At 64.8% G+C, this 24675-nt stretch carries 25 protein-coding genes, 1 tRNA gene and 1 other RNA gene; 7 read left to right on the top strand and 20 right to left on the bottom strand.

Annotation, left to right across the window (positions count from 1 at the left end; translation table 11 throughout):
• The first annotated feature begins 71 nt into the window (after positions 1–71).
• Complete coding sequence (locus tag RIN79_RS17990; RefSeq protein ID WP_309086062.1) at positions 72–404, top strand: hypothetical protein; 333 nt, start codon at positions 72–74, stop codon at positions 402–404.
• Between the two features lie 132 nt (positions 405–536).
• Here the strand turns inward: RIN79_RS17990 and RIN79_RS17985 are convergent.
• The 3 genes from RIN79_RS17985 to RIN79_RS17975 all read right to left on the bottom strand — a co-directional run bounded on the left by RIN79_RS17985 (position 537) and on the right by RIN79_RS17975 (position 2908).
• Positions 537–612: transfer RNA gene (locus RIN79_RS17985), tRNA-Lys, on the bottom strand.
• A 193-nt stretch (positions 613–805) separates the two neighbouring features.
• Positions 806–1723, bottom strand: coding sequence for a PhzF family phenazine biosynthesis protein (locus tag RIN79_RS17980; protein WP_309086061.1), 918 nt, complete (start codon positions 1721–1723; stop codon positions 806–808).
• Between the two features lie 72 nt (positions 1724–1795).
• On the bottom strand, positions 1796–2908 hold the full coding sequence (locus tag RIN79_RS17975; RefSeq protein ID WP_309086060.1) for an endonuclease/exonuclease/phosphatase family protein: 1113 nt from the start codon (positions 2906–2908) through the stop codon (positions 1796–1798).
• 166 nt (positions 2909–3074) lie between these two features.
• Here RIN79_RS17975 and RIN79_RS17970 point away from each other — a divergent pair, with 166 nt between their 5' ends.
• On the top strand, positions 3075–3557 hold the full coding sequence (locus tag RIN79_RS17970; protein ID WP_309086059.1) for a BA14K family protein: 483 nt from the start codon (positions 3075–3077) through the stop codon (positions 3555–3557).
• A gap of 93 nt (positions 3558–3650) precedes the next feature.
• Here the strand turns inward: RIN79_RS17970 and ilvC are convergent, their stop codons facing one another.
• The 3 genes from ilvC to RIN79_RS17955 all read right to left on the bottom strand — a co-directional run bounded on the left by ilvC (position 3651) and on the right by RIN79_RS17955 (position 6274).
• On the bottom strand, positions 3651–4670 hold the full coding sequence (ilvC, locus tag RIN79_RS17965; protein WP_309086058.1) for a ketol-acid reductoisomerase: 1020 nt from the start codon (positions 4668–4670) through the stop codon (positions 3651–3653).
• Positions 4671–4699: 29 nt separating this feature from the next.
• Entirely contained in the window at positions 4700–5353 is a 654-nt protein-coding gene (locus RIN79_RS17960) for a TetR/AcrR family transcriptional regulator C-terminal domain-containing protein (RefSeq protein ID WP_309086057.1), read from the bottom strand.
• A 174-nt stretch (positions 5354–5527) separates the two neighbouring features.
• Positions 5528–6274, bottom strand: a complete 747-nt coding sequence (locus RIN79_RS17955) for a pyridoxine 5'-phosphate synthase (RefSeq protein WP_309086056.1) — start codon at positions 6272–6274, stop codon at positions 5528–5530.
• Between the two features lie 108 nt (positions 6275–6382).
• Here RIN79_RS17955 and RIN79_RS17950 point away from each other — a divergent pair, with 108 nt between their 5' ends.
• Positions 6383–6790, top strand: coding sequence for an STAS/SEC14 domain-containing protein (locus RIN79_RS17950; RefSeq protein WP_309086055.1), 408 nt, complete (start codon positions 6383–6385; stop codon positions 6788–6790).
• An 18-nt stretch (positions 6791–6808) separates the two neighbouring features.
• On the opposite strand, the gene RIN79_RS17945 is transcribed toward RIN79_RS17950, so the two are convergent.
• The 5 genes from RIN79_RS17945 to RIN79_RS17925 form a co-directional block, all read right to left on the bottom strand.
• On the bottom strand, positions 6809–7936 hold the full coding sequence (locus RIN79_RS17945) for an ATP-dependent RecD-like DNA helicase (RefSeq protein ID WP_309086054.1): 1128 nt from the start codon (positions 7934–7936) through the stop codon (positions 6809–6811).
• Positions 7937–8011: 75 nt separating this feature from the next.
• Positions 8012–8608: a LysE family translocator gene (locus RIN79_RS17940; protein WP_309086053.1), complete on the bottom strand. Its 597-nt coding sequence runs from the start codon at positions 8606–8608 to the stop codon at positions 8012–8014.
• A 153-nt stretch (positions 8609–8761) separates the two neighbouring features.
• On the bottom strand, positions 8762–9334 hold the full coding sequence (gene ilvN / locus RIN79_RS17935; RefSeq protein ID WP_309086052.1) for an acetolactate synthase small subunit: 573 nt from the start codon (positions 9332–9334) through the stop codon (positions 8762–8764).
• 50 nt (positions 9335–9384) lie between these two features.
• Positions 9385–11172 carry an acetolactate synthase 3 large subunit gene (locus RIN79_RS17930; RefSeq protein WP_309086051.1) on the bottom strand — a complete coding sequence of 596 codons (1788 nt, stop codon included), beginning with the start codon at positions 11170–11172 and terminating at the stop codon, positions 9385–9387.
• Between the two features lie 194 nt (positions 11173–11366).
• A complete protein-coding gene (locus RIN79_RS17925; RefSeq protein WP_309086050.1) occupies positions 11367–11702 on the bottom strand; it encodes a hypothetical protein in 336 nt (111 codons plus the stop codon).
• 235 nt (positions 11703–11937) lie between these two features.
• Between RIN79_RS17925 and RIN79_RS17920 the strand changes: the two genes are divergently transcribed.
• Entirely contained in the window at positions 11938–13623 is a 1686-nt protein-coding gene (locus RIN79_RS17920; RefSeq protein WP_309086049.1) for a helicase HerA domain-containing protein, read from the top strand.
• A gap of 25 nt (positions 13624–13648) precedes the next feature.
• Here the strand turns inward: RIN79_RS17920 and miaA are convergent, their stop codons facing one another.
• Entirely contained in the window at positions 13649–14575 is a 927-nt protein-coding gene (gene miaA, locus RIN79_RS17915) for a tRNA (adenosine(37)-N6)-dimethylallyltransferase MiaA (protein WP_309086048.1), read from the bottom strand.
• Here miaA and serB point away from each other — a divergent pair.
• A complete protein-coding gene (gene serB / locus RIN79_RS17910; RefSeq protein WP_309086047.1) occupies positions 14553–15449 on the top strand; it encodes a phosphoserine phosphatase SerB in 897 nt (298 codons plus the stop codon). The two genes, miaA and serB, sit on opposite strands and share 23 nt — an antisense overlap.
• A gap of 255 nt (positions 15450–15704) precedes the next feature.
• Here the strand turns inward: serB and RIN79_RS17905 are convergent, their stop codons facing one another.
• From RIN79_RS17905 to RIN79_RS17875, 7 genes are all read right to left on the bottom strand, one after another.
• Entirely contained in the window at positions 15705–17126 is a 1422-nt protein-coding gene (locus RIN79_RS17905) for a Do family serine endopeptidase (RefSeq protein WP_309086070.1), read from the bottom strand.
• Between the two features lie 481 nt (positions 17127–17607).
• The gene (locus RIN79_RS17900) at positions 17608–17793 is read right to left on the bottom strand and encodes a DUF2065 family protein (RefSeq protein ID WP_309086046.1); all 186 of its coding nucleotides are present in this window, start codon (positions 17791–17793) and stop codon (positions 17608–17610) included.
• A 48-nt stretch (positions 17794–17841) separates the two neighbouring features.
• Entirely contained in the window at positions 17842–18843 is a 1002-nt protein-coding gene (locus RIN79_RS17895) for a protease modulator HflC (RefSeq protein WP_309086045.1), read from the bottom strand.
• Positions 18843–19976, bottom strand: a complete 1134-nt coding sequence (gene hflK / locus RIN79_RS17890) for an FtsH protease activity modulator HflK (protein WP_309086044.1) — start codon at positions 19974–19976, stop codon at positions 18843–18845. The genes RIN79_RS17895 and hflK overlap by 1 nt, the downstream gene beginning before the upstream one ends.
• A 156-nt stretch (positions 19977–20132) precedes the next feature.
• Positions 20133–20636 carry a dihydrofolate reductase gene (locus tag RIN79_RS17885; protein ID WP_309086069.1) on the bottom strand — a complete coding sequence of 168 codons (504 nt, stop codon included), beginning with the start codon at positions 20634–20636 and terminating at the stop codon, positions 20133–20135.
• 40 nt (positions 20637–20676) lie between these two features.
• Positions 20677–21471, bottom strand: coding sequence for a thymidylate synthase (locus RIN79_RS17880; protein ID WP_309086043.1), 795 nt, complete (start codon positions 21469–21471; stop codon positions 20677–20679).
• Between the two features lie 82 nt (positions 21472–21553).
• Complete coding sequence (locus RIN79_RS17875; protein ID WP_309086042.1) at positions 21554–21865, bottom strand: DUF2853 family protein; 312 nt, start codon at positions 21863–21865, stop codon at positions 21554–21556.
• Between the two features lie 120 nt (positions 21866–21985).
• On the opposite strand from RIN79_RS17875, the gene ssrA reads away from it, so the two are divergent.
• Positions 21986–22342: a transfer-messenger RNA gene (ssrA, locus tag RIN79_RS17870) on the top strand.
• Between the two features lie 182 nt (positions 22343–22524).
• Here ssrA and RIN79_RS17865 read toward each other — a convergent pair.
• A complete protein-coding gene (locus tag RIN79_RS17865; RefSeq protein ID WP_309086041.1) occupies positions 22525–23733 on the bottom strand; it encodes a multidrug effflux MFS transporter in 1209 nt (402 codons plus the stop codon).
• Positions 23734–23890: 157 nt separating this feature from the next.
• On the opposite strand from RIN79_RS17865, the gene RIN79_RS17860 reads away from it, so the two are divergent.
• Complete coding sequence (locus RIN79_RS17860) at positions 23891–24568, top strand: TetR/AcrR family transcriptional regulator (protein ID WP_309086040.1); 678 nt, start codon at positions 23891–23893, stop codon at positions 24566–24568.
• Positions 24569–24675 lie beyond the last annotated feature (107 nt).

The following is a 24675-nucleotide window of genomic DNA, read 5'->3' as shown; positions in this document are numbered from 1 at the left end:
ATTCATCCCCAGCGCTTCGGAACCGCCCTGCCCGCCCTGTGTTCCTCCGGATAGAGGACAGGAGGCGCCATATGGCTCACGAGGAACTCAGGATTTATCGACTCATACCCGACGCGGGGGAAGACGATCGCAACTGGGACCTGGCCAAGCCAGCCGGTGAGGTGGTGGTGCGCGCTCGTTCGGCGGCTGACGCCAGAATCGTCGCCGCCGAAGCGGAAGTCGACTTCCTCGACACGCCTGCAAAGCCAGCCGAAGGCGTGTCGACGAGTTTCGCCAGTGCTTTCCGGGACCAGAGGCTTTACCGGGTGGCGGAGGACGACAGCGGCGCCTTTCCCCGCGAGGGTCCGCGCACGGTCCTGAGCGGTCTGACACGCCCCGATCCGGTCAAGCACGGCGGCGACTGAACGAGGCTCCGGCCCTTCAAGCTCCTCCGTGCCCAGGCGGCTCGCGCAGCGAGCGCAGCAAAACGGCAGCGAACGCAGCAAGAGTCGCCGGGCGATCGCTCTGTTCAGCGTCTCACAACTGCCTAGAGAAATTGGTGGGTGATGTAGGGATCGAACCTACGACCCGCTGATTAAGAGTCAGCTGCTCTACCAACTGAGCTAATCACCCGACCGGGTGGGCGACCTCCGCGGTCCGTCTGCGCCGCCATGCACAGCCGATCCACCGGCAACCGCCCAGGGAATGCGGGGCTCATTAGCCTGTTTGAAGCAGGCGCGCAACCCCGTTCCCAGGACGTCAGGATCGAATGCTGCGTTGCCGCAGCTCGATCCGAAGCTTTAGATAACGTGGCGTGCTTCCTTTTTCAAAGGAAGAGCTTTCCCTCAGCCATCTTCACGGCGGAACCGCCGATGCGCGCGGCATCGATGGCGCCGCCCGCCACCTCGATCTCCAGCCGGATGCGCGAGGGCCGGCCCATTTCGATCCCCTGCTCGAGCCAGTAGCGATGTTCGCCATTGACCGGCTCGTCATAGGTGAGGATGGCGCCGGCAAAGGCGGCCGCCGCCGAGCCGGTGGCGGGGTCCTCGGCGATCCCGGCGCCCGGCGCGAACATGCGCGTGTGGAAAGCGCAATCGTGATTCACCGTCTCGCGACAGTAGATATAGGGATTGCCGATCGGCGCGCCGCTGCCGGAAGCGATCTCCTCCCAGAGGCCGGGATCGAGCCGGGCCTTCGCGGCCGCCTTGAGATTGGCGACGGGAACGCAGGTATAGGGCACCCCCGCCGACCAGGCGCTGACCAGGTGGTTCTCGAAGCCGATCTCATGATGCGCGAGGCCGAGGGCAGCCGCCACAACCTCTCGCGATGCGGGCAAGGGGATGCGCTCGGGCAGGCGCGGCAGGTCGAATTCCGCGAAAGACGGACCGTCGCCGGTCGACACCGCGCAACGGACAGTTCCGACATTCTCCTCCAGGACGATGATGGACGTGCGGGCGCCGGAGCCGATCTCCCCCACCTGCTCCGCGAGGGCGATCGCCGTACCGACCGTCGGGTGGCCAGCGAAGGGAAGCTCGTGTCGTGGCGTGAAGATGCGGATGCGTGCCGTATGCACGGCCTGTTCCGGTGGGAAGACGAAGACGGTTTCGGAGAGGTTGAACTCGCCGGCGATCTCTTGCATGCGCGCGTCGTCAAGGCCCTCCGCGTCGAGCACGACGGCGAGCGGATTGCCCGCGAGCCGCTCATGGGTGAAGACGTCATAGACTAGATATCGCCGTCCGCTCACCTTCGATCTCTCCCTGGTCTCGTACTCGTTCGTCACTGCCAAATCATCTGTTGCATTGCGACCAGCTTCCCCTCACGAAAGCTCGAGCGAGATCGCCACCGGGCAATGATCGGAAGCCTTGGGCCGGTCCCATCCCGTCCGGGGAAAGCGCTCGACCTCCTGGCCGGGCGGAAAGATGGTCCGCCAGGGCTGCCCGCCGCGCACGATGTCCGGCACGGCATCGGGGTTCCTGCCTGCCAGCGCCGGGGAAAGCAGGAGATAGTCGAGCTGGCAAAGATGGCGCTCCTGCGGTCCTCGCGTGTGATAGAGCGTCCAGCGGTCGAGTTCCGGCCGGCGTTCCGCCACATTCTCGCTGAAGCCGCCCTCCGTCAGAAGGTTCACGCTCGATTGGGCCTCGCGCGTGGCCTCGAAACGGTAGCCCGCATGGGCATCGCCGCTGATGAGAACCCGCTCGCGGTAGTCGTTGAGGTCGCCGGCGATGATCCAGTTCTTCCGCGGCGCCCCTTCCGGTCCGAACCGGTCGAGGATAATGCGGCGCACGGCGGAGGCTTCGGCCATGCGGATGGGCATGGAGGCGAGCCGGCCGTCGTGGCCGTCGCGCGGCGGGCCCATGGCTTTGAAGTGCACGATGTAGAGTGTGAGAGGCTTGCCGCCCACCAGCAGATCGACCTCCAGGCAGTCGCGCCGGAAGATGCGCTCGTTGGGGCCTACTCCCTGCGCTGCAAGCTCCGCGGTCATCAGACCAAAATCCTGAAACGTCCGGTGCGCATGGGTGGTCATGCGCCGGAATTCGATCGGCTCGCCATCCGCTGTTTCCCGCCGCATCATCACGGCCACGTCGATGCCGCGGACATCGTTACCCGCCGAGGAATATTTCTCCCGATACCCGGCACCGATCATCTTGAAGAGATAGCCGTATTCGAACGCGTCGAGCGCCGCCTGGTTGTCCACCTCCTGCAGGCAGAGAATGTCGGCGCGGGTGGCGGCGATCGACAGCGCCGTGAGCTGCCGCATGTCGTCCGTATGGGCGATTGTGCGCGCCCGTTCGAGTTCCTGATATTCCGCCTCGCCGGCGATCTCGAAGAGCGCCAGGGTGCGATCCTGATGCAATTGGTTGCGGAAGCCGGAAAAGTCGAACCGGTTCATGAGGTTTTCGACGTTGAAGGTGGCGATCCGGACCGACATGGCGTCCTTTTGCCGCGAGGCGGGAGGAAACACAAGCATATCAGGTAAGGCTTGTGCCGTTACGGAGCAACCAATGCGTTCATGCGGCATTCATGGAACAGCAAGCATAGTTGTGGCATCAGAGCGTCGAGCTCCGGCTTCGCTTGCTGGAATTGGAGTTCCACCCATGAAACGAGCACTGACCACCCTCGCCTATTCCGGCCTTGTGGCACTTGGCCTGACCTTCGTCTCGCCGCCCGCACAGGCTTCCGCCTTCTCCACCGCAAATGCCGCCGCCAATCCCGTTGCGGCCGAGCAGGCGGCCGCGAGCGATCTCGTCGAAGTATCGCACCGCCGCCGCCACTGGGACGGCCACCATCGCTGGCACCGCCATCGCGATTGGGATCGGCACCGCTATTGGCGGCATCGCGGGCCGCGGGCTGGCTTCTTCTTCGAGTTCGGCACGGGCAGCTTCCGTTACGGCCCGTCCTACCATGTGCGGCCGCCCTACTACTATCGCCCCCGCTACGTGGTTCCGCGTCCGGCCTATGGGCTCTCACAGGCCCATGTGAACTGGTGCTATGCCCGCTACCGCTCCTACCGGCCCTACGACAATTCGTTCCAGCCCTATAACGGCCCGCGCAGGGCTTGCATTTCGCCCTACATGTAAGGGCAAAAGAAAAGGGGTGCCGTTCGGCGCCCCTTTTGCGTTGTCGGCGGCTTGCCCCTGGCGATCCTCGCGAACGCGGGAGCCGAAAGCGGTTTAGTTGCGCGCCTTGTCCACCAGCTTGTTTTTCGCGATCCATGGCATCATGGCGCGCAGCTTCTCGCCGACCTCCTCGATCTGATGCGAATCGTTGAGGCGGCGCGTCGCCTTGAAGCGGGCGGCGCCCGAATGCCATTCCTGCATCCATTCGGCGGTGAACCGTCCCGTCTGGATGTCCTTCAGGATACGCTTCATCTCGGCCTTGGTCTCGGCGGTTATGATGCGCGGGCCGGAAACATATTCGCCCCATTCCGCCGTGTTAGAGATGGAATAGTTCATGTTGGCGATGCCGCCCTCGTAGATGAGGTCGACAATCAGCTTCACCTCGTGCAGGCACTCGAAATAGGCCATTTCCGGAGCGTAGCCGGCTTCCACCAGCGTCTCGAAGCCGGCGCGGATGAGTTCGACCAGTCCGCCGCAGAGCACCACCTGCTCGCCGAACAGGTCGGTCTCGCATTCCTCGCGGAACGTGGTCTCGATGATCCCGGAGCGCCCGCCACCGACACCGCAGGCATAGGAAAGCGCCAAGTCGAGCGCATTTCCCGAGGCGTCGTGATGAACGGCTACCAGGCAGGGCACGCCGCCGCCCTTCTGGTATTCGCTGCGCACGGTGTGGCCCGGGCCTTTCGGCGCGATCATCAGAACGTCGACGGTCTTCTTCGGCTCGATGAGGCCGAAATGGACGTTCAGCCCGTGTGCGAAGGCGATCGCCGCCCCGTCGCGGATATTGGGCGCGATCTCCTGCTTGTAGATGCCGGCCTGCAATTCGTCCGGCGTCGCCATCATCATCAGGTCGGCCCAGCCGGCCGCTTCCGCCACGCTCATCACCTTGAAGCCGTCGGCTTCGGCCTTTTGGGCCGTGGCCGAGCCGGGCCGCAATGCGACGGCCACGTCCTTGGCGCCCGAGTCCTTGAGGTTCAGCGCATGCGCGCGGCCCTGGCTGCCATAACCGATGATGGCGACCTTCTTCGACTTGATCAGGCCCAGATCGGCATCGCGATCATAGTAGACACGCATTCTCGTTTCCTTCCTTTTCTACACGGCCCTTACGCGAGGGCCCGCCCTTTCATTTCCCACACTCCATAGAGCGCGAAGAATTTTTCCACCGCCTGTTCCGCGCGGGCAGCGAATGTTTCCCGCTGGCGCGCGCCCTCTTCGCCCAGAAGCATGCGCACATGCAGGTCGCGCACGACAAGCCCGTAGAGCGTGCGATAGGCTTCGTCACCGTCCTCGAAAGCAACAAGGCCCCGCCGCCGTCCGGCATCCAGAAGGGCTCCGGCGCTCTGATCGATGCGCCGACGCCCTTGTTCGACGAGAAGCTGGCCGAGGCGGCTTTCCTCGCGGCTCGCCTGTCCGATGGCGAGGCGGTTGAGGGCGAGCGAAACGTCGCTTGCAAGCACCTCGAGAAGATCCTGCGCGAAGCCAGTGAGATGGGCGCGGAACCGGTCGTGGTCCATCGGCGCCCCGTCGTCGGAAAAGGCCCGCACCTTGCTCGCCTGGTGCGCGATCATGGCGGCAAGCAGGCCGTCACGGTCGCCAAACCACTTGTAGAGGCTCTCCTTGGAGCAGTTCGCCGCGCGGGCGACGCCGGCCGTCGTCAAGGCCTTCTCGCCGCCGGCGACGAGCAGCTCCAACGCGCGCTCCAGAACGGCGTGCTGCCTCGGCGTAAATTCCTGCTGCCGCTCTCCGGCCAAGTTCATCCTCGTGTGCGTACCGTACGGTACGGTTCTGTCACAAGCGGAGGGGCATTTCAACCGGTATCGGTCAATGACCTTCCGGTTCAGGCCACCAGGAGCAGAACACGCAAGATCAATCGCGTAGAACCGCGCGATGCGGACGGGAAGAAGGCGCTCCACTCCAAGAAGGTGCGGGCCTTATCCTCGGCAGGCCCTGAGAAACCGCCGAACCGCCTCCGCCATCCCGAACTCCAGCGCATCGGCGGTCAGCGCGTGGCCGATGGAGACCTCAGCCAGCATGGGAATGCGTCTTGCCAACGCAGGAAGGTTGGCGACGGTGAGGTCGTGCCCCGCATTTACTGCGAGGCCGAGCACCGCCGCCCTCTCGGCTGTTTTTCCAAGCTTTTCCAGCTCCTTGGCGGCCTTTTCGGAATCATCGTAGCAAGCGCCGTAAGGACCGGTGTAGAGCTCGATACGGTCGGCGCCAGTGGCTTTTGCCACCGCAAGCGCCGCCTCGTCCGCGTCGGGCTCGCAGAATAGGGACACACGAAAACCGCCGCGCTTGAGCCGCCCCACCATGGGTTTGAGGAAATCGAGGTCGTTCTCAAGATCCCAGCCATGGTCGGAGGTGGCCTGCGCAGGATTGTCGGGGACGAGCGTCACCTGCTCCGGCTGGTTTTTCTCGACGAGCTGCAGGAACTCCTCCGACGGGTAGCCCTCCATGTTGAACTCGCATCCGGGAAACTCGTCGTCGATGAGGGCCCGCAGCGCCGGCAGGTCGGCGAAGCGGATATGCCGCTGATCGGGACGCGGGTGAACGGTAAGCCCGTGCGCGCCCGCCGCAAGGGCAATGCGCCCCAGCCCGGTGACGCTCGGCCATGGCAGGTCGCGCCGGTTGCGCAGCAGGGCGACAGCATTGAGGTTCACTGAAAGCTTGGCCGGCATGGTCAAAGATCCGTCGGCGGTTCGTCTTTGACCAGCCTATACGCGTGGTGCGGGAACCGACAGGGCCAGTCGGTGTTGTCGCGATGACAGGCAGTACAGGCAGGCAAGATGCTCATCAACCAGACTCCGCCCAGCGTCCGCCGGATAGACACTGATCGGGCCGACGCCTTTGCCTTCGAGGTCACCGGTCATCTCGAAGCGGCCGACATGGAGAACATGTATGGGCTGCTGCGGGGCGCCTATCAGCTGCACGATCAGATCGACGTGATCGTCATAATCCACGACTACGAGGGCATCGACTGGAGCGCCGCCTTGAGCAACGAGACCCTCTCGGAGAAGGCAAGGGCGCTGAAGCATGTCCGCAAATACGCGGTCGTGGGCGGCCCCACATGGATTCAGGCCATGATTGGGCTTGCCAAGCCCTTCTCCTCCATCGAGTTGAAGCATTTCGATCTCGAAGAGGTGGAGAGGGCCTGGGACTGGATCGGAGCGCGGCCGCTGCCCGGCCCCGCCTGAATTCGGGCGGTCGACAGGCTATCGTACCACGGTCAGCCGCTCCGCCGCGCGCGTGATGGCGGTGTAGAGCCAGCGCTGGCGCGTGTCGCGGAAGGCAAAGCTCTCGTCGAACAGGACCATATTGTTCCATTGCGAGCCCTGCGCCTTGTGGACCGTGAGCGCGTAGCCGAAATCGAAATCATCATAGCGCTTTTTCGTCTGCCAGGGGATCTCGGTATCCGGATCCTCGAAGGCCGCCTTCAACAGCTTGATCTTGGCGACGCCGCGATCGGGGTCGTCCTCCTCGGGCGAGACGAGGAGATTGATGCCGGGCTTCACCGTCTCGCGGGAGGAGGTCATCACCTTCCAGAGCGAGCCGTTGAGCAGGCCTTTGGCCGGCTCATTGCGCAGGCAGACCAGCTTGTCGCCGGCCTGCGGATAGAGCGCCTCGAACCCCTTGAGTTCGCGCAGGCGCTGATTGTAGCGGCGCCGCGTGCGGTTCACGCCGACCAGGACCTGGTCAGCCGCGAGCACCATCTCGCTGTTGACCTCCGTCTTCGGGATCACCTGCGCCATGCCATAATCGCCATACATGAACTCGCGGCCCTCACGTACATCGAGTGCCAGCCGGATGATCGGATTGTCGCGCGCCTGGCGATGGATCTCGGTGAGCAGGAAGTCGGGCTCGTGCTCGGTGAAGTAGCCGCCGCCGGAAATAGGCGGCAGCTGCCCCGGATCGCCGAGGACGAGGATGGGCGTGCCGAAGGACATGAGGTCCCGGCCGAGTTCCTCGTCCACCATCGAGCATTCGTCGATCACGACGAGCTTTGCCTTGGCGACCGGGCTCTGCCGGTTCACTGCGAAGGTGGGGGAGATGAGCTTTTTTCCCGTCGCCTCGTCCTCCACCTGCTCCTCGCCGCGCGGGCGATAGATCAGGGAATGGATGGTACGGGCGTTGGTGGCGCCTTTCGAGCGCAGCACCTGTGCGGCCTTTCCGGTGAAGGCGGCAAATTGCACGTCCCCATCGACATGCTCGGCGAAATGGCGGGCAAGCGTGGTCTTGCCCGTTCCGGCATAGCCGAAAAGGCGGAAAAGCTGCGAGCTTCCGCTCTTCAGCCAGCGTGCGACCGCCTTCAGCGCCTCGTCCTGTTGCGGCGAAAATTCCATGCCTCCAGAAACCAGATTCTGGCCGGCCTGAACAGAGCCGGAACGCCGCGCCGCGGTGATTGTCGGAGGCGAAACCTATCCCAGCATCGGCCAGAGCGTCGCCGCGAGGGCAAGGCCCATGGCGATGTTGAACCATTTGAGCCGCGCCGGGTCGGCGAGAAAGCCGCGCAGCGCGACGCCGAAGCCGGCCCAGACGGACACACTCGGGAAATTGACCACGGTGAAAGCAAAGGCGATGAGCAGAACGGAAATGAAGGGCGCGTCCGGATTGGCATAGACGGCCATGGCTGTGACCGCCATCACCCAGGCCTTCGGATTGACCCACTGGAACAGGGCAGCCTGCGTGAAGCTCATCGGGCTCGCTCCGCCCTCGCCCTTTTGCGCGAGAGCCCGTGACGTGGCGATTTTCCAGGCAAGATAGAGCAGGTATGCGCCGCCCGCGGCCTTCAGCAGCAGGTGAAGCTGCGGATAGGCGGTAAGCAGCGCTCCGAGCCCGAAGCCTACCGCCAGCAGGAGGGAGCAGAATCCCGCAGCGATCCCCAGCATATGCGGGATCGTGCGGAGAAATCCGAAATTCACGCCCGAAGCCAAGAGCATGAAATTGTTTGGCCCCGGCGTCACCGAGGACACAAAAGAAAAGACTAGGAGCGCAAGGAAGACGTCGAATGACACACGCGGCTCCAAGAAGTTTGCAATCTAGGTCAACGTTATTGACCCACTTCTCCCCGTGAAAGGGCCAGCATGCTCCGGTGGCTGGCTCAGCCGATCTCCGGCGAGGTTGGCAAAGATGACCCGGCGCCCCTCAAGAGAGTTCCAAGGCGATCCTTACATCCCCTCCGGTCCGCGGTTCATCGCGGCGACGCCGGTACGGCATACCTCCACGAGGCCGAGCGGCTTCATGATGGCGATGAACTGCTCGATCTTTGAGACGCGGCCGGTGATCTCAAAGATGAAATGCTCGGTGTTGGCGTCGATCACCTGGGCCCGGAAGGCATCCGCCAGCCGCAGCGCCTCCACGCGATCCTCGCCCGTCCCGCGAACCTTGACCATGGCGAGTTCCCGCTCCAGCGGCCGCTCCTGGCCGCGCTCCTGGGCGGTGACGGATAGGTCTACCACCCGATGCACCGGTACGATCCGCTCCAGCTGGTGCTTGATCTGCTCCAACACATGCGGCGTACCCCGCGTCACGATGGTTATGCGCGAAAGGTGCTTTTCGTGCTCCGTTTCGGAGACCGTGAGACTGTCGATATTATAGCCGCGGCCGGAGAACAGGCCGATGACCCGGGCGAGCACGCCGGGCTCGTTGTCGACGAGCACGGCAAGCGTGCGGGCTTCCGCCTTCTCCGTCTCCTTGGTGATGAAATAGGCCGACCCGGCCGGCTGAAGCTGGGCGTTCATGAACCAATCTCTTTCTGAAGGTGTGACTTAGTCGCGGTCGGCTCCCACTCCTAGACGAGCGCCCTGCCCTTCGCGTCGATGGCGTTCGCCACCGCCTCGTCCGTCGCCTCGTCGGGCAGCAGCATCTCGTTATGCGCCTTGCCCGAGGGAATCATGGGGAAGCAGTTGGCGAGGTTGGCCACGCGGCAGTCGAAGATGACCGGCTCCTTCACCTCGATCATCTGGCGGATTGCATCGTCGAGATCGCCGGGCTTCTCGCAGCGTATGCCGTGGCAGCCATAGGCCTCCGCCAGCTTCACGAAATCGGGCAGCGCCTCCGTATAGGAGTGCGAGAGCCGGTTGCCGTGCAGCAGCTGCTGCCATTGGCGCACCATGCCCATATACTGGTTGTTGAGGATGAAGATCTTGATCGGCGCCCGGTGCTGCACCGCCGAGCTCATCTCCTGCATGGTCATCAGCACCGACGCGTCGCCGGCGATGTCGATGACCAGCGCTTCCGGGTGGGCGATCTGCACGCCGAGCGCCGCCGGCAGGCCGTAGCCCATCGTGCCAAGGCCGCCCGAAGTCATCCAGCGGTTGGGCTGCTCGAAACCGAAATGCTGCGCCGCCCACATCTGGTGCTGCCCCACTTCCGTCGTGATGTAGACGTCGCGCCCCTTGGTGAGCTCGTAGAGCCGCTGGACGGCATATTGCGGCATGATGACATCGCTGCTCGGCTTGTAGGCGAGCGACTGGCGCGCGCGCCACTTGTCGATCTGCTCCCACCAGGGTTTCAGCGCCGCCTTGTCGGTCCTGGCGCTGGCCCGCCACAGCCGAACCATGTCTTCCAGCACGCGTCCCGCGTCGCCGATGATCGGAATGTCGACGGGCACGTTCTTGTTGATCGAGGACGGATCCACATCGATGTGGATCTTGCGCGAATTGGGCGAGAAGGCGTCGAGTCTGCCGGTGATGCGGTCGTCGAAGCGCGCACCGATGCAGACCATCACGTCGCAGTCATGCATGGCCATATTGGCTTCATAGGTGCCGTGCATGCCCAGCATGCCCAGCCAGTTCTTGCCCGAAGCCGGATAGGCGCCGAGCCCCATGAGCGTGGAGGTGACCGGAAACCCGGTGAGCTCGACGAGTTCACGCAGCAGGTGGCTCGCCTCAGGGCCCGAATTAACCACGCCGCCGCCCGTATAGAAGATGGGGCGCCGCGCGCCTGCCATGAGGCCGATGGCGGCGCGGATCTTCTCCTGGTCGCCGGAAAGCGGCGGATTGTAGCTGGTGCGCGGCGCCGTCTGCGGCGGCGTATAGATGCCGCGCGCGAACTGCACATCCTTCGGGATGTCGACAACCACAGGCCCTGGCCGTCCCGTCTGGGCGACATGGAACGCCTCGTGCAGGACCGCCGCCAGATCGTTGACGTCGCGCACCAGCCAGTTGTGCTTCGTGCAGGGCCGGGTGATGCCGACCGTGTCGCATTCCTGGAAGGCGTCGGAACCGATGAGCGTGGTCGGTACCTGGCCGGTGATGCAGACGAGCGGAATGGAATCCATGAGCGCGTCCTGCAGCGGCGTGACGGCATTGGTCGCGCCGGGGCCCGAGGTGACGAGCATCACGCCTGCCTTGCCGGTGGAGCGCGCATAGCCTTCCGCGGCATGGCCGGCGCCCTGCTCGTGGCGCACGAGGATGTGCTGCACCTCCTCCTGCTGGAACAGCTCGTCATAGATGGGAAGTACCGCGCCGCCCGGATAGCCGAAAATATGCTTCACGCCGTTGTCCTTCAGCGCCTGCACCACCATTTCCGCGCCCGTCATTTCCTGCCTGCCCGCTTCCGGCGCCCGCTGTTCCATCGCTCTTGTCCCGTGCTGATCGATTTTTCGGCCAATAAAAAAGGCCCCCGAGGGAGCCTGTCTTTCGCACATGAGTGGCTATCGCCCGGCGGCTACGCCGCCCTGCCCATGTGCCGTCCTACTACGAGAATGATCCTGGTCATCATGGGCGCGGACAATAAGGCGCAACCGCTGCCGGTGTCAACGGCAAAGTCTCACACAGCAACCGGCCTGCGGACCACGCGCCATCCCACGATGGAGGTGACCACGAGCGCCGCCGACACGATGACGTGGAACAGAACGCGGAAGTCCGTCACGCCGACGCCGGACGCCCCGAAAGCAACGGCAAGCCCGATCCAGACCAGTGTCCCGACGGCCGCGCCGCCGGCGATGAGCCGGTCACCCGGCCGCAGGATGCGCACAGCGTGGAGGAAGACGAGCAGGAAAACCAGGGCGGCCGCGGCCAGCGACCAGACGAAGATCTCGGTTCCGGGTTGGTAGAAGGTGATGGTTCCGGCCAGATGTCCGAGGCCGGCAAGGGCGAGGAGCACGCAGAGTATTCAATCCAGCATTTTCATGGGCGAGCGATTCCGGATCCAGACCAGGCGATTGGTACGACTCCTACAGAACACGTCAAGCACCGATGCTGCCAGCCGGCGGGGCGCCGCGCCATCCAATGTGGCCAGTGACCTGCCTGCCCATCGCGTTAACCGCCCCTCAACCAGTCCCCCTCATGCGGCCTTAACCCGCCGCCGCTAGATCTCTTCGGGGCAAAAGGGGTGAAGCATGTATTTCGGAGGGACCGGCCGTCCGGGTGAAGCGACATCGCAGGAGCGCCGTGCTGAAGGCCAGCCGCCGCGGCGCATGCTGGGCCATGTGGTCCAGTGCGACGGCGCCCGCGCGGTGATTTCCGCGACCATCGACAGCGAGGAGACGGCGCTCGCCAGCGCCTGGACGGTGGGCAAGCTCATCTCCATCAATCTGGGCAGCACGCGCACGGTCGGCCTCGTCTATTCGATCGAGCGCCCGCAGCGCCGCTGGGATGGCGAGGGCAGCAATCCGCTCATGATCTTCGTCGAACTGATCGGCGAGGTGCGCGATCAGGGCTCCCTTCCCGTATTCGACCGGGGCATAACCGAATACCCGCATATCGGCGCGATCGCCCACCGCATCCGCGCGCATGACCTTCGCGCCATCTACGATCTTGGAGGGCGCCGGTCCGTCGGGATCGGACATCTGTCGCAGGACGGATCGATTGAGGCATGCATGGCGGTGGATGACGTGCTCAACCGCCATTTCGCCGTGGTCGGCACCACCGGCGTCGGCAAGTCGACGGCTGTCTCCCTGCTCCTTCGCAAGGCGCTCGGCTCACGTCCGGATCTGCGCGTGCTGATCCTCGACCCGCATAACGAGTTTGCGTCCTCGCTTCCCGAATATGCGGTGCGCATCAACACCGATTCGCTCGAGCTCCCCTTCTGGCTCTTCCGGCTGGAGGAACTCCTCGAGGTCCTCTATCGCGGACGCGAGCCGGTCCACGAGGAAGTCGAAATCCTCCGCGAGCTCATCACCTCCGCCAAGCACATCTACCGCAGCCCGGGCAACGGCCTTTTGAGGCGCGGGCTGGATGCGGGCTCTGTCACGGCCGACACCCCTGTGCCCTATCGCATGGCGGATGTGATCCGCGGGATCGACGACCGCATGGGGCAACTCGATGCGAAGAACGACCGCGCGCATTGCCGGCAGCTTCGCGCGCGCATAGAAGCCGCTGTTGCCGATCCGCGTTACCGCTTCATGTTCTCATCGCATCTGATCGAGGATTCCATTCACGAGACGATCGGCCGCGTCTTCCGCATTCCCAGCGAAGGGAAGCCGGTGACGTGCTTCGAGATGGCGGGACTGCCTTCCGAGGTGGTGAACTCGGTCTGCTCGGTGCTCGCGCGGCTGGCCTTCGATCTCACCCTTTGGAGCGAGGGCAAGCTGAATCTGCTCGTCCTCTGTGAGGAAGCGCATCGCTACATGCCCGCCGATCCGCGGCTGGGTTTTGCGCCGACGCGGCACGCATTGGCGCGTATCGCCAAGGAGGGCCGCAAATATGGCTGCTATCTGGGCGTCGTCACGCAACGCCCCGGCGATCTCGACCCGACGGTGCTGTCGCAATGCTCTACGGTTTTTGCGATGCGGCTTGCCAACGAGCAGGACCAGGCAATCATCCGCTCGGCCATCGCCGATTCCTCCGCATCCATGCTGAGCTTCCTCTCCGCCATGGGTCAGCGGGAGGCGATTGCCTTCGGCGACGGGGTGGCGACGACCATGCGCATGAAATTCGAGCAGCTGCCGGACCACCTCCTCCCCGGCCTCAAGGACCGGACGCTCGGCGGAAGCGAGGCGGAGACGACGCAGGTCGCAATTGATGATGTGGACCTCGCACCCATCGTGGAGCGGATGCGCAATTCGGGCAGGCGCAGATGGTGAACGACCGGTCGGCGCGGCTGGCGGGCTAGGCCGGAACCCGCTGCCATTCCGGCCCGAACTGGTGCCGGAACCAGGTCATCTGCCGCTTGGCATACTGCCGCGTGGCGGCCTTGGCGCGCTCGGCGGCCTCTTCGAGGCTCAATTCGCCAGCAACGACGGCGGAAAGTTCGCGCACGCCGATAGCTTTCATGGCCGGCATGGAAGGCGGGAGATTGAGGCGGAGAAGCGTCCTCACCTCGTCGAGCGCGCCGGCCTCCAGCATGCGCTGGAAGCGCTCCTCGATGCGGCGCGCGAGCAGCGGCCGCCCCGGCTCCAGCACGATCCTTTGCGCGGTGGCGCTGTCGACCAGAGCGCGCTGCCGCTCCGATTGCCAGGCGCTGAGCGGCTTGCCCGAAGCGTCGACCACTTCCAGCGCCCGCACGATGCGCTGCCCGTCCGAAGGGCGGATGCGCGCGGCCGACGCGGGATCGCCTTCTGCCAGCAGCCCGTGGAGCTTCTCCGGGCCCTCATCCGCGAGCCGCCGCCGCCATTCGTCGCGGACCGCGTCGGGAATCTCGGGCATGGGGGAAAGCCCTTCCGTCAACGCCCGGAAATAAAGGCCGGTGCCACCGACGAAAACAACCGGCTTCTCATCGAGCCGCTCCGCCTCGATGAGCCTTTCTACGTCGCGGAGCCACCTTCCCGTGGAGTAGGCCTGGCTCGGATGCACGTGCCCATAGAGCCTGTGCGGAGCGGCGGCCAGATCCTCCGCCGCCGGCCTGGCGGTAAGCAGCGACAGCACCGAATAGACCTGCATGGAATCCGCATTGACGATCACGGCGCCGGTTTCGCGCGCAAGGCGCAGGGCCAGCGCCGACTTGCCGCTGGCAGTGGGGCCCGCTATCAGGGTCGCGCCCTTCAATGCTTTCCCGGCTCCGGCGGACATTCCCATGACACTCGTTGCAACGCTCATCTCCGATCCGCGGGCTGCCGGGCTGACGCCCCCGGTGGCGAATATGGCGGCCCGGGCGGTCGGCGCAAGCGGCATCCGCTGGCTCGCGCCTCAGATCGCCTGCGATGTCATGCTGGTCGATGGACTTTCGCGGGAGGAAGCCGAGAAGGCGCTGCGGCAGACTCTTGCCGGCCTTCCGCTCGATATCGTGGTCCAGCCTGCCGAGGGACGCCGCAAGAAGATGCTCATCGCCGACATGGATTCCACCATGATCGAGCAGGAATGCATAGACGAGCTGGCCGACGAGATCGGCATTAAGGAGCATGTGGCAGCCATCACCGCCCGGGCGATGAATGGCGAGATCGCCTTCGAACCGGCGCTGCGCGAACGCGTCGCGCTGCTGAAGGGCCTGGACCTGGAGGTGATCGAGCACGTGATCAAAAGCCGCATCACGCTCGCCCCTGGCGCGCGCGAGCTCGTGGCCACCATGAACGCTGCCGGCGCCTATACGGCGCTTGTTTCGGGCGGGTTCGACCTGTTCACGGGCCGCGTGGCCGCCATGCTGGGCTTTCGCGAGCACCGGGCGAACCGCCTGATCGAAAACGAAGGGAAGCTTGTCGGCGAAGTGGCCGAGCCGATCCTCGGGCGCAAGGCGAAGGCCGATGCGCTCACCGAGATTGCGGCACGGCTGAAGCTCGATGCGAGCGAGGTGATGGCCGTGGGAGACGGCGCCAATGACCTCGACATGCTGCATCTGGCCGGCGCGGGCGTGGCGATCCACGCCAAACCTGCCGTGGCGGCCGAGGCACGCATTCGCATCGACCACGGCGACCTTACAGCGCTTCTGTATCTGCAAGGCTATCGCCGCGAGGAATTTAGGGCAGTAGGGCAGTAGGGCAGTAGGGCAGTAGGGCAGTAGGGCAGTAGGGCAGTAGGGCAGTAGGGACTGCAGAACCCGACGATGCGCAGTTGTCTAGACAATTCGACAATGTCGCACCTGGCAGCCGTGCATCGCTGTGCATCGCAGTAGCGCCGGTCGGTTGTCTATACGACCAGACAACTGACAGCTGGGTTGCACGGGTGTCGCCGGGCGCTTGAGTGCAGGGAATATCCCTTCCCTATTCCCCTATTCCCCTATTCCCCTATTCCCCTAGCTCATCCTCAGCGTCACGAAGCGGAGCTCGCCCGATTTGGAGGACAGCATCAGGAGCGCGTTCTTTCGTCCCTGCTCCTTCAGTTCCTCGATCTGGTCCAGCACCTCTTTCGGCGAAGAAACGGACTGCAGGGCGATCTCGACGATCACGTCGCCTGCCTGGACGCCCTGCTCTGCAGCGGCGGAGTTGGGCTCGACCTCGGTGACAACGACGCCGGTCACATCGTCCGGGAGCCCGAACTGGCCGCGTGTCTCCTGATCGAGCTCCTTGATCGTCATGCCCAGCACATTGGCGGTGGTCACGGGCGCTTGCCCGTTCTCCTCCTCCTCGTTGTCGGTCTCGGCGGAGGCTTCGGCGGTCTCCTCCTCTTCGAGCCTGCCCAATGTCACCTTGACCTTTTCGCGCGTTCCCTTGCGCAGGATTTCCAGCTCGACTTCCTTGCCGACCCCGCTCTCGGCCACCACGCGGCGCAGCTGCCGGTCGTCCACGACCGGCGCTCCATTGAAGCCGACGATGATGTCGCCCGCCTGCAGGACGCCGTTGTCAGCCGGACCACCTTTCTCGATGCCGCTGACCAGCACGCCCGCGGCCTCGCCCAGGCCGAGGCTTTCGGCGATCTCATCCGTGACCGGCTGGATGCGCACGCCCAGCCAGCCGCGCCGCGTCTCGCCGAATTCGCGCAGCTGGCCGACCACATTGAGCGCCAGGTTGGACGGGATGGCGAAGCCGATGCCGATCGAGCCGCCCGTGGGCGAGATGATCGCCGTATTGATGCCGATGACCTCGCCCGCCATGTTGAAAAGCGGCCCACCCGAATTGCCGCGATTGATGGCCGCATCGGTCTGGATGTAGTCGTCATAGGGGCCGGAACCGATCTGCCGGTTGCGCGCCGAGACGATCCCGACCGTGACGGTTCCGCCGAAGCCGAAGGGGTTGCCAATCGCCATAACCCAATCGCCGATACGCATGGAATCGGAATTGCCGAAGCGGACCTCCTCCATCTGCTTGCCCTGGGGGTCGACCTTGAGCACCGCCAGGTCCGTCTTGGTATCAACGCCGATGAGTTCCGCCTTCAGCGCGGTGCCGTCCGCGAAATTGACAGTGATCTCGTCTGCGCCCGTGATGACATGGTTGTTGGTGACGATGATGCCTTCCTTGCCGTCGATCACGAAACCCGAGCCGAGCGAGGAGCCAGGACCCGGCATGCGCGGCTGGCGCTCCTCCTCGTTGAAGAATTCGCCGAAATACTCCTCGAAGGGCGAGCCCTCGGGCAGGCGCGGCGTCGGCACGCGCCGGCCCTCGGACCCGCCCCCCTGCGAGGTCGAGATATTCACGACAGCGTTGAGCAGCGGTTCCGCGAGTTCCGCCACCGACTCCGGCCCCACCTGAACCGCCGATCCGGTCTGCGGCGCCCGCATCTGCTGGGTCCCGGTGTCCGGCACTGGAAGGAGCTCGGTATCGGGCTCCGGGGCACCCGGCAGTCCGGGCGTTTCGCCGGGCGCGGCGGGTTCCTCAGGCGGAGCGCCGGGGGCGGTGGGCTCCTCAGGCGCCGCGCCGGGGGCGCCGGGCGCCCCGGGGGCCGGTTGGGGCTGTGTGGGCGGCGGCGCCATGCGGTCGTCGCTGCGCTGCGCCTGCTGCTGGGCCACTCGATCGGCGGAGGACTGGGGATTGGCCGGCGCGAGGAGGATGGTTCCGCCACTGCTGCTCTGCGCCCACCCGCTCGCCGGCGCAGCCACTGCCGACAAGGCGCTAGCGATCAGGACTCGGAAAGCGGCGCAAAGCATGTTGGCGGACATAAAGGCAGGTCTCCGGTGGCCAAGGGCGTGCATCATTCGGCGCGAATGAGGCGTGTTTGCGGCTGGTATATAGCTTTGCGGGCATGCCGCGCCAGCACAACAATCAGCCGCGCACCAGCCACACGATGAAGACGCCGGCGGCCATGACGGCAAGGCCGATGCCGCGCATGAGCCCCTCCGGCATTTCCACGACATCGGCGGCCATTTTCTTGGCCAGGCGCGGCAGGCCGCCATAGAGCAGCCCTTCGAAGACCAGCAACAGCCCGAGCGCAGCGAGGAAGTCGCTCACTGACGACTCCTCGCCGCAGACCTGCTCACAAAGATCGGCGGGCCCGCCCTACTGCGCCGGCGCGGGAGCAAGCTCGGGTGTCTCTGCCTGATTCCCGGCCGCGGGAGGTACCGCGCCCGTGAGCGGACCCGCCGGAGGAGCGGCAGGCTCATCGGTCCCGCCCGCCGCCGGCCGGCCGTCGGCGGCGCCGAAGAAGCGGAAGAACTCGGAGTCGGGCGACAGGAGCATCGTAGTTCCCGACGGATCGAGCGCCGTGCGGTAAGCCGCCATGGAGCGGTAGAATTCAAAGAACTCCTCATCGCGCTGGAACGCCTCGGCGAACACGGCATTGCGCTGGGCCTCGCCCTCGCCGCGCAGGATCTCCGCCTGGCGCTGGGCAGCGGCCAGGATCTCTACAACCTCGCGGTCGGCCCGCGCCTTGATACGCGCCGCCGCCTCGCGGCCGCGGGCGCGCAGACGTTCCGCCTCGGCGAGGCGTTCCGCCTTCATGCGGTCATAGGTCTGCTGCGAGACCTCAGCCGTCAGATCGGTGCGCCGGATGCGCACGTCTTTTATTTCGATGCCGAGCGAAGCGGCGTCCGGGCGAAGCTGTTCGGCCACCTCGCGCATCATCGAGCCCCTCTCCTCCGAAAGGGCCGCCTCGAAGCCGCGCAGGCCGTAGACCCGCCGGAGGGCGGCGTCCAGGCGCGTGCGCAGCCGCTGCTCCGCCAGCTGAATGCTGCCGGAAACCGCCTGCCGGAAGCGGCTAGGGTCTTCAATCAAATAGGCGACGAACGCGTCCACCTCGTAGAACTTGCCACCCGAGACCTGCACACGGATGTCGTCGAGATCGAACCGCAGGATGCGATCCTCGATGATCTGCACATTGTCGGCCCCGGCGACGGCAAAGGGCAGCTTGAAGTAAAGGCCGGGCTCATTCTCCACGCGGACGATTTCGCCGAAGCGAAGCACGATGGCCTGCTGCCGCTCGTTGACGACGAAGACGGACGAATAGACCAGGAGAAGGACGATCGCGGCCAGGATGGCGATGAAGGGAAGACGGTTCGACATCAGTTATTTCCCCCTTGCGCCTGCGCGCCGACGGCGGGGGCGGCGTTCTGCGTTTCGGCCGGCGGGTTCCGCCGCAGCTCCGGAAGAGGCAGATAGGGCAGCACATTCTGCCCCGTGCCCGATTCCACGATCACCTTGTTGGACCCGCGCAGCACGTTCTCCATGGTTTCGAGGAAAAGACGCTTGCGCGTCACGTCCGGCGCCTTGGCGTATTCCTGATAGACGGAAATGAAGCGCTGTGCCTCGCCTTCCGCCTCCTGCACGACCCGGTTCTTGTAGGCGGCCGCGGCTTCCTGGATCTGCGCCGCCTCGCCGCGCGCCTGGCCGAGCCGCTGGTTGGAATACTGGTTGGATTCCTCGACGAACCTATCCTCGTCCTGCTCGGCGCGCTGGACTTCGTCGAAGGCATCGGCGACTTCGCGCGGCGGCGCCACATCCTCGATGGAGAGCGCGTTGAGCCGCAGCCCCGCGCCATAGCTGTCGAGTGTGGCCTGGATGATGCTGCGCACGTCCTCGGCGATACCCTGGCGGTCGTCGCGGAAGATGTCCTGGGCCGGGCGCCGGCCGACCACCTCGCGCATACCGCTCTCGGCGACCTGCCGCACCATGCCGTCCGGATCGTCAACATTGAAGAGATAAGCCACCGGATCGGCGACCTGATAGGCGACGGAGAACTTCACATCGACGATGTTCTGGTCGCCCGAAAGCATGAGCCCCGAGGAACTGCCGCCGCGAATCTCCCCAATATCTACAAGCCTTTCGGCGATGGACACAGTGTCGACCGTTTCAACCGGCCACCAGTGGAAATGCAAGCCCGGCTCGGAAAGCTCGGGCTTCGGCTGGCCGAAGCGCAGCTCCACGGCGATCTCGTCGGGCTGCACCGTATAGATGGACTTGAAGAGCCAGAAACCGACCAGCGCCAAAACGATCAGCCCGATCATCGCCGGGTTCACGCCGCCTCCGCCGCCGCCCGGCAGCGCGCGCCGCAGCCGGTCCTGGCCGCGCCTGATGATTTCCTCGAGATCCGGCGGCGAGGATTGCGGACCGCTCGGCCCGCGCGGGCCATTGTCCCAAGGCCCCCCATTCCCTCCGCCGCCCCATGGGCCGCCGCCACCTTGATTGTTCCAGGGCATTATTGTTCCTTTTCCTGTCCCGCCGGCTGGTGAGGCAGCCGGCAGTGCCGTGGGCCTGTTATAGGTGCACGGAGGCGCGCTTTCAACGCGCACCCGCAAGGTCTTGCCGTCGCACCATAGGCGGCCAGCGCCGCCCCGCCCTTCCCTTGCGACGCTTCAGGCAGTCTGCCGCCGCCGGTAGACGACATAGCGCGTGGGGTAGATGTCCTTCTCCCCAGCGGGAACGTCCTCGCTGGAGATGGGCGACCAGAGGGTCTCGTCTATCTCGGGAAAGAACACGTCCCCCTCAACCTCGGCCTCCACATGGGTTACATGGAGCGTGTCGGCCTGGCCGATCGTCTCGTTAAAAAGGTGTCCACCGCCGATGACGCAGACCTCCTCGGTCCCCGCCTGCTCCCGGGCGATCGCCATCGCCTCGTCGAGCGAGCGGGCGGTCACCGCTCCTTCCACGCGAAAGGCCGGATCGCGCGAGACCACCAGGTTGAGCCGGCCGGGTAGCGGCTTGCCGATGCTCTCCCACGTCTTGCGGCCCATGATGACCGGCTTTCCCATCGTGATGGCCTTGAACCGCTTCAGGTCGGTCGAGAGCCGCCATGGCAGCCCGCCCGCTCGACCGATCACACCGTTCCGCGCGACAGCCACGACGAGGGCGAGCTTCATCTCACGTTGCATGGCGTCGTCTCCGTGCATCGCCTGGGGCTCACACGGCTATCGGGGCGCGGATCGTCGGATCGGCCACATAGCCTTCCAGCCTGAAATCCTCGTAGCGGAAGGCAAAGAGATCATCCACGTCGGGATTGATCCACATTCTGGGCAGCGGCTTCGGCCGGCGCGTCAGCTGCTCCCGCGCCTGGTCGAAATGGTTCCTGTAAAGATGTGCGTCGCCCAACGTATGGACGAAGTCGCCGGGTTTCAGGCCCGTCACCTGCGCGATCATCATGGTGAGCAGCGCATAGGAGGCGATGTTGAAGGGGACGCCGAGAAAAATGTCAGCCGAGCGTTGGTAGAGCTGACAGGAAAGCCGCCCTTCGGCCACATGGAACTGGAAGAGGCAGTGGCAGGGCGGCAGCGCCATCTCGTCGATCAGCGCCGGGTTCCAGGCCGTCACGATGTGACGCCGCGAATTAGGATTCTGCTTCAGCCCTTTGAGAAGATTCGCCATCTGGTCGATATGCCGCCCGTCCGGCGCCGGCCAGGAGCGCCATTGCGCCCCGTAGACGGGCCCTAGATCCCCATTTTCGTCGGCCCATTCGTCCCAGATGCTGACGCCGTTCTCCTTCAGATAGCGGATATTCGTGTCACCCTGGAGGAACCAGAGCAATTCGTGGATGATCGATTTGAGGTGCAGCTTCTTCGTCGTCAGCGCGGGAAAGCCGGCGGCGAGGTCGAACCGCATCTGATAGCCGAAGACACCGCGCGTGCCGGTCCCCGTGCGGTCGTCCCGGTCGACGCCGTTCTCAAGGACATGGGCAAGCAGATCGAGATATTGCCGCATCGCGAAACCGAATCGAATTTCCTGCTGCCCAGCATAGGCCGGACCGGCGAACGCCAAAATGCCCGCCGGTCCGCATCATGCTCTATACCGCGGGCAGCTTTCCAAGCTGCTTTGCGACGAGATAGTAGAAGGTGACGCGGCTCTTGGTCCTGTCGGCAGCCATTGTCTCGCACACCTTTGCGATGGCCGAATCGGCCCTCGCCGCATCGCTCTCGCCCAGCTTCTTCATGCACCATTTCTCGCGCACCCGGGCAAGCTCCTCAGGGTCGTCCGCCGCCACCAGCGAGGCATCCCTGCTGCGCAAGGCAATGCCCAGATGCTTGACGATTTTGTCGACCGTCGCCGCTTCGGCGGCGGCGTCGTATTTCTGCACGTCCGCTAGATAGTTCGTCATGGTTTCTTCCTCTCCCGCTGCGCCCCCGCCAGCGGCATAGCCAAACTGCAAAGTCCCCGGGCGAACTTCCGCGCAAAGCTTCTCCCAAGTCAATGAAAAAAGCCCTGCCTCCCCGCCTATCCCCTTTCAATACGCATGCCGCTTGCCTATATTGGTGGCTGTCGGCTTCGGCCGACTATGGCGATAAACGGCCGATGGAATAAGCCATTCGGACCCGGGGGCGGTACCCGGCGCCTCCACCACAAGCCGCCGATTGGGCGGCTTCTGATGGGGGCGAAATAGGATCGACGAGGGTGTAAAGATCGGACTTTCGCTCGGTATGGTACCACCGTTATCGGACCGAACCTATAGTTGCCAACGACAACTATGCGGAAGCCCGTCTCGCTGCTTAATGCAGCGCGATAGCTTCAATTCAAGCCTCAGGCCGTCGCAGGTCTGAGCGGGGTCCGGAGGCACCTGGCAACAGAAGCCTCCACTTTCTTCCCCTTCCCCCGAATTGCCCGTCCGACTGAACCATAGCCGATCCCAGCTTGCGCCGGTCCTGGCGCGTGGTGAAGTGCCCCGCGCGGGGCTTGCGATCTCCTGTGCAATGCGATCGGCCGGCCATGAAAAAGGGCGCGGCCGAGGCCGCGCCCTTACCTTGCGCAGAGAGTTGAGTCTTATTCCGCCGCCGGCTGCGGCGCAAGTTCGCGGCCGCGCCCCAGCGTGAGCTGCGTCAGGGCGAAGGCGATGACGGCGCACGCGGCCACCGCCGTCACCATCGAGAGCGGCTTGCCGTCAAAGAACAGCCCGGCCACCGCCATTGCCCCAGCGCCGGCGGCGAAGTGGAGCGTGCCCATCAGCGCTGATGCCGTGCCGGCTATCTCGCCATGGTCGTCCATCGCCAGCACCGAAGTGGTGGGGATGACGAGCCCGAGAAAGCCGTAGCCGACGAAGAGCAGCGTCGCGAGCACCCAGAGCGGCTGGATGCCGGAGCTCATCACGGCGAGCAGCACGACCATGGCCGTCGCATAGCCGGACACGGCGACGCGCACGACGCGCTTCAGGCCATAGCGCTCGGCGAGCGTTCCGGTCAGCTGCGACATGGCGAAGAACGCGACCGCATTGATGGAGAAGAACACGCTGTAGAGCGACGGCGACAGGCCGTAATGGTCGATCAGCACGAAGGGCGAGTTCATGAGATAGACGAAGAAGCTCGCCACGCCGAAGCCGCCGATGAAGGTCAGGCCGAGGAACTTCCTGTCCCGCATCAGGAAGCGGTAGCCGGCCAGTGCCGTGCCGAGCGAGCTGCCGATGCGCTGCTCGGCCGGCCGTGTCTCCGGCAGCGAAGTGCCGATGAGAACGGCACCGATCGCCGCGGCGACGGTCACCGCCCAGAACACGGCGCGCCAGCCGAAGGCCTCGATGATGATGCTCCCGGTGAGCGGCGCGAGGATGGGCGAGATGGAGAAGACCAGCATCAGCATGGACATGAGCTTGGCCGCCTCGTTGCCCGTATGGAGGTCGCGCACGACGGCGCGCGGGACCACCATGCCGGCGGACGCGCCGAGCCCCTGCAGGAAGCGGAAGGCGATCAGCCATTCGACATTCGGCGCCAGCGCCGAGCCGATGCTGCCCACCACGAACAGCACGAGGCCGAGATAGAGCGGCGCCTTGCGGCCGATCATGTCTGAGATCGGGCCGACGATGAGCTGTGCAAATCCCATGGAAAGGAAGAAGACCAGGAGGCTCATCTGAACGGCCGTCGTCCCGGCATTCAGGTCGGCCCCGATGGTCGGCAAAGCGGGGAGATACATGTCGATGGCAAAGGGCCCGATGGCGGACAAGAGACCGAGCACCACCGCGGTGCGGAAGAAGGCGACAGACATTGGAATGCTCTTTCGAAAATGGAGGGCGCCTGAGCGGCGTCCGTCTAAACGACGTTTGACCACGGGCCATTCCGACACCCTCCTGGCCGGAAGCCCTTTACGCCTATTTTTTTAGACATCCTTGTCTAATTCGTCAAGGGGCTATATATATCCTGACATGAAAATGCACAACTATCCTGACATCCTCCCGCCACGCGGCCACGCCGCCAAGCGGCAGTCGATTATCGATGCTGCGGCGGCCGTGTTTTGTCGGGAAGGTTTCGCCGGCGCCAACATCGATCTGATCGCCGCCGAGGCCGGAGTCTCCCGCCAGACCGTATATAACCACCATGGCGACAAGGACAAATTGTTCAACGCTGTGCTGCGCGAAATAACGGAGCGTGCCAACGCTCGTGCCTTCGCCATTCTGGACACGTTCCCCGACCAGCCGGTCGATCTGGAAGCGGATCTGGTCGCCTTCGCGCTGCGCTTCAACAAGAACTGCATCTGGTGCCGCGAAGGGAAATCCCTGCGCAAGCTTCTCCTTGCCGAAGGGGAGCGCTATCCCGAGCTCTTCGAGGTATGGCGGCGGGAGGGTCCGGGAAAGATCGAGTCGGCCCTCGCTTCTCGACTGGCGCGGCTTGCTCACGCCGGCTATCTCGACATCGATGATCCGGACATCGCCGCGCGCCAGTTCATGGCGCTCAACAACGCGGAACTGCACCTTCCCTCCATGTTCGGCAAGTCGCTGAGCGAGGAGGAGACGGCGGCGGCCGCCCGCCGGGCGGTCCGCACATTCCTGCGCGCTTTCGGACGCCGGGTGAGCCGGCCCGCCGAACTGCCCCAGGAAGCCTGAGCTCCTCCGCGGCTTCGGAGGGCGCTTTTTGCCTCGCAGCGGCTTTATCTGATTTACGACTGCGCTATGCTTGATTAGAGAGCTAGTCGTAAGATCGCCTGCGATTT

It is taken from the genome of Chelativorans sp., assembly GCF_031180965.1.
In the GTDB taxonomy this organism is placed as follows: Bacteria; Pseudomonadota; Alphaproteobacteria; order Rhizobiales; family Rhizobiaceae; genus Chelativorans.
The sequence above is the reverse complement of the archived record's forward strand: the minus strand, read 5'-3'. Positions and strand labels throughout refer to the sequence as shown.